General features: G+C 41.1%; 3 protein-coding genes. All 3 read right to left on the bottom strand.

What is annotated here, in order from left to right:
- Positions 1-92: 92 nt before the first annotated feature.
- Positions 93-1,010 carry a rhamnan synthesis F family protein gene (locus BLV54_RS14605; protein ID WP_256329542.1) on the bottom strand — a complete coding sequence of 306 codons (918 nt, stop codon included), beginning with the start codon at positions 1,008-1,010 and terminating at the stop codon, positions 93-95.
- Between the two features lie 82 nt (positions 1,011-1,092).
- The gene (locus BLV54_RS16540; RefSeq protein WP_218132424.1) at positions 1,093-1,875 is read right to left on the bottom strand and encodes a vitamin K epoxide reductase family protein; all 783 of its coding nucleotides are present in this window, start codon (positions 1,873-1,875) and stop codon (positions 1,093-1,095) included.
- A gap of 24 nt (positions 1,876-1,899) precedes the next feature.
- Positions 1,900-3,561 (bottom strand): NAD-dependent epimerase/dehydratase family protein, encoded by a 1,662-nt coding sequence (locus BLV54_RS14610; RefSeq protein ID WP_218132423.1) that lies wholly within the window; start codon positions 3,559-3,561, stop codon positions 1,900-1,902.
- Positions 3,562-4,090: the final 529 nt, after the last annotated feature.

The following is a 4,090-nucleotide window of genomic DNA, read 5'->3' on the forward strand; positions in this document are numbered from 1 at the left end:
TCGAATATTGAGTGCGCTTCTTACTCATCGTCATTAAGCTCCTTTTTAATTTTGTCAGAGCTTAACAATCTGTACAGTTTTTGGGGACCACTTCAGTACTCGGCGAGCATATCGACTGTATAATTTGAATCGCTCCTCGCAAGTACTTCTGATATTTCTTCAATGCTTACTCCTTTTTTTATCAGGAGATTTTTTTTGAGAAAAGGAAATTTAAACTCAGTAACAAGGGGCTTCCATAAATAGACAGTAGCATCTATCCAGTTCTTTGGTCTGTCAGTGCAATGGATTCGATTTAAGATACTATCTAAGCTATAAAGAGCTGAGAGTTTAAAGCGACGACCAAGTAATCGAGAAAAGCCGATCTCATATTTTTTAACTATTGCCATCTTAAATCCCAATACTTCAACTCGGCTAAAAAAATCGGTGAACTCTTCTGAGACCATTACAGATTTTTTACAATACAGAAAATACGATTGCAGGTGTGGAAGAAAATGCAAAGAGTCTGTCATGCCAACGATATCGGCATCATCATTTTCCAATCTCGCAATTATTTTGTGAATGCTGAAAAGCGGCCCCAGAACACTATCATTTGCTAAAAGAAGTGCGCTGTGTGAATGATATTGAGGATACTCTTGTAGTCCTATTTTCCATCCATAAAAATCGTAGCCTCTATTCTCTTTTACAATTATTCTTATGCAAAATTTTGAGAGCTTCTCCAAATCTGCATCTGAGACTATCTCGTTTGAGCTGATGAACACGATGTCAAATCCCGCTTGCATTAGTTCATTCAGATAACGATAGACATTCTTTTTAATAATGTTTTTTTCGTCATAGCCACAGAAAAAACATACAGGTCTATCATAATTTGGCGCCAAATACCCTCGCTCAGAGTAGCGCACGATTGGTTTCTCGTACGCTGCTCTTTTTGCAATCATATAAACTGACGTATCGCGCAGAAACCTCAAGTCTTCGACTATCTTTTTAGTGTGCCAAAACGCTGATGTTTTCATAAAACCTGGCAAAAGCTAAATAAACCTCAAAAATTCTATCAGGGGGCAAGCGATTCCGTACCGACACATGCTGGTGCGTGATTCAAACAATGAATCGATCCCAAGTTCCGTAGCGGTTGTATACAGGACCACGTGGCAAACTGAATGTGATTAAAAGTAATCCGCAAACCATGCTGGAAATTAGTGACCCAATACTCGTGTCATAAAAGAAAGGAGTGACTAATAAAGCTGTACCAAGTGGTATGAGAAAAAATCGGCTGGCACGAGCCGATTCAGCTAGAGCAGTAATAGCCACGGTCAATACAAGCGAGCCAATTAAATGATCTGCATTGGCCATGCTTGTTCCTGCATCCAGTGTAATACGCGTAAACATCAGCCAAATTCCAATAGGTAAACACAGTACCAAATTCCAGGGTAAAGTCACGCCGCCCTCCAGTATTTCCTTGAAAATTTTTGATGGTCTTTGTACAAAATTATCTTCAATTGATTCCCATTTTCCTTCATCTGTATCTCCCTGAAAGAAAACGTGCAAGAGGGAGCGCCCCTGTTTTTTTCTACGATATAGAAATTGACCCGTTGCAATCAATTCATCAATAGAATAGGGAATTTGTATTAGCATTGCCATTGCAGCAATCAAGCATAACGTGCACCATGTTCCGATCAAGATCGGCTGAATGATAATAAAGAAAATGGAAACAATGCCCAATGGCACAATCATGATACCAAATAATATCACCAGCCATGGCATAGTACGCCAACGCCTTGCTGAGCCTATCATGCCAGTCAGAATTTCTAACGCATAAGTCATTGCTCCCAATCCGGCATCGGGTACTGGCCAAGCTTTCGAAATGGATGAGGTGATAATTTCTTCCGTTCCATTGCGGGGATCTTACAATGAGCCTGCAAAAAATGGCTCCCATACACCATCGATATGACCAAGCTGATAAGCACACAAATAGCGGGATATAAAGAAACCGATAAACGCCAATATGATAATGGGCAAGCGTTGAAACCAGCTAGAGGGTGAGTATGACCAACCGGGCGGTATCGTCGGTCCAGTTTGAGCAGCAACGGCTGAAACACCTGGTACTGGTCGAGTTAAAACTGCAAAGCCCATAACCAGCATACCAACAATCGTGTCGCTCAGATAGGCAGCTGCGGTTGGTGTCCAAAAGATTAATGGCGCACCCAATAACCAGAATCCTACTGTGCCACAAAGCCAGCGAGCCAGACCAAAATGCCACGACAAAGACATGAACGATAAAACGAGCAGCACCACACCGGAAATAATATCGTTCCAGACCATAGCTTGCGATTCGTATGCCAGGATAAAAGGAGCTGTCATGAGCCAGAAAGCTAGACCCATATTGAGGAAATACGCCCAAAGATTTTCGTTATGTTGCCGAAGATATTCTATTTCATGTTTGTGCCTGATCTGATCAGCGTTGCGGTGCTTCTCTTTCGCCGTTTGTACCCAGTCTGGCAATAGAATACCGTTCCTTGTGTACCAGGCGGCAGGATCTTTTTTCAGACTAGCAATGAGATTTTTTAATCCCTCATAGATACTATGTTTCGGTTGCCAATCCAGTAATTCTCGCACCCGACTGATATCGAGATCGTAATGATCAGAAGCCAGGTCAATCATAAATGGCTTGATAAAAGGTTTTTTCCCTTGATCAATGGTATCAGGAATGATCGGCTCAGCCTGTTCCTCCAGCCATGCACCAGACTTGGCGACAAATTCCGGAATATCTATCGTTTGCCATTCCTTCTTACCAAAAATCAGATATCCAATCCGATTTTGTAATTCGAGATAACTCATCACCTCTCCCTCGCCAGCGAGTATGATATTGGCTTTCGGTAGTTTTTTGCGGTAATCTGCTACGCGTTTGAACAGATCCACCATGTCTTCTTTATGGATAAGGGCCTGACCGGCCATCAGATCACCCGCATAAAGATGGCTTCTAAAGTCGCGCTCGTAAATTCGGGCTATTTGGTGAGACAACGTCGGTACCGCGCTATCGTTATCATATACCCCAGCTAACCGCAAAATGGTGTAAGGGATCTTGCCATGTTGTTGTTTGATAATTTTTTCTGCTTTGGCCTTAGATTGTGGGTAAGCCCAACGGGGTTTAAGGAGCATATCTTCATTGATTTTTTGGCCTGGTACAGTGGGCTCGTGAACCAGCATTGTGCTAGAAAAGATAAACCGATCAACTTCAAAGTTTTGCAGTATCTTAAGTAAACGCTGAGTACCTTCAACTGTGACACTTTGATAAAGTGGATTGGGTTCACCGGTAAAATCGAAATATGCGGCTAAATGAATAACGACAGCGATTTTCTGCCCATACTGTGCATGTATTTTGTTAAATGCTGATTTGATGGAATCTTCAGATATTAGATTGCAATCAATACTGGTATCTGCTTTATCACACGGATTGATATCAAGTCCAATCACATGGTAACTTTTTCTCAAGGCTTCACAGAGCGTACCTCCGATATTCCCGGAAGCCCCAGTTATAATGACAAGTGGTTTTTGTCGATTAGTCATGTTTTTGATTTTCAATCTCAATGAGTTTTTTATTTTTCATGCCCTCAGCAGGGAGAACATCTTTATGACAAAAAGATAAAGCGAAAAACATAAAAGACTGTCATTGGATGCCAGAGATCTTTTCCACATTGCTTCACTACCACCTAATTTCATTTCCAAATCAAACATGATGAAAAGGCGAGCCGCAGACAGTATGAATAATACGGCAAGGTGAAGCCGACAAAGTCAGGTTTGATTTAGAAATGAAATAAGGTTTTAGGTATAGATAAAATTATTAGAATATCGACTTTTAAATCAGTTTCGCCTCATGCAGCACAAGAAAATAAAAGAACTCAATCTTTCCTCTCGATAAGCGGTAGCTTGCTTATTTTCAGCGGTTACAGTCGTAAAATTTACAGCAGCGAGATAATTATTCCTCTATTGCTTTAGACTCGATATAGCCAATCACATATAAATTGATTATAATTTGTGAATGACCTATCCAGTATCATTTCGCCGTAAGGTATTATCCGTTCGAGAGAAGGATGGC

Source organism: Nitrosomonas sp. Nm33, from assembly GCF_900107265.1.
Classification (GTDB): domain Bacteria; phylum Pseudomonadota; class Gammaproteobacteria; order Burkholderiales; family Nitrosomonadaceae; genus Nitrosomonas.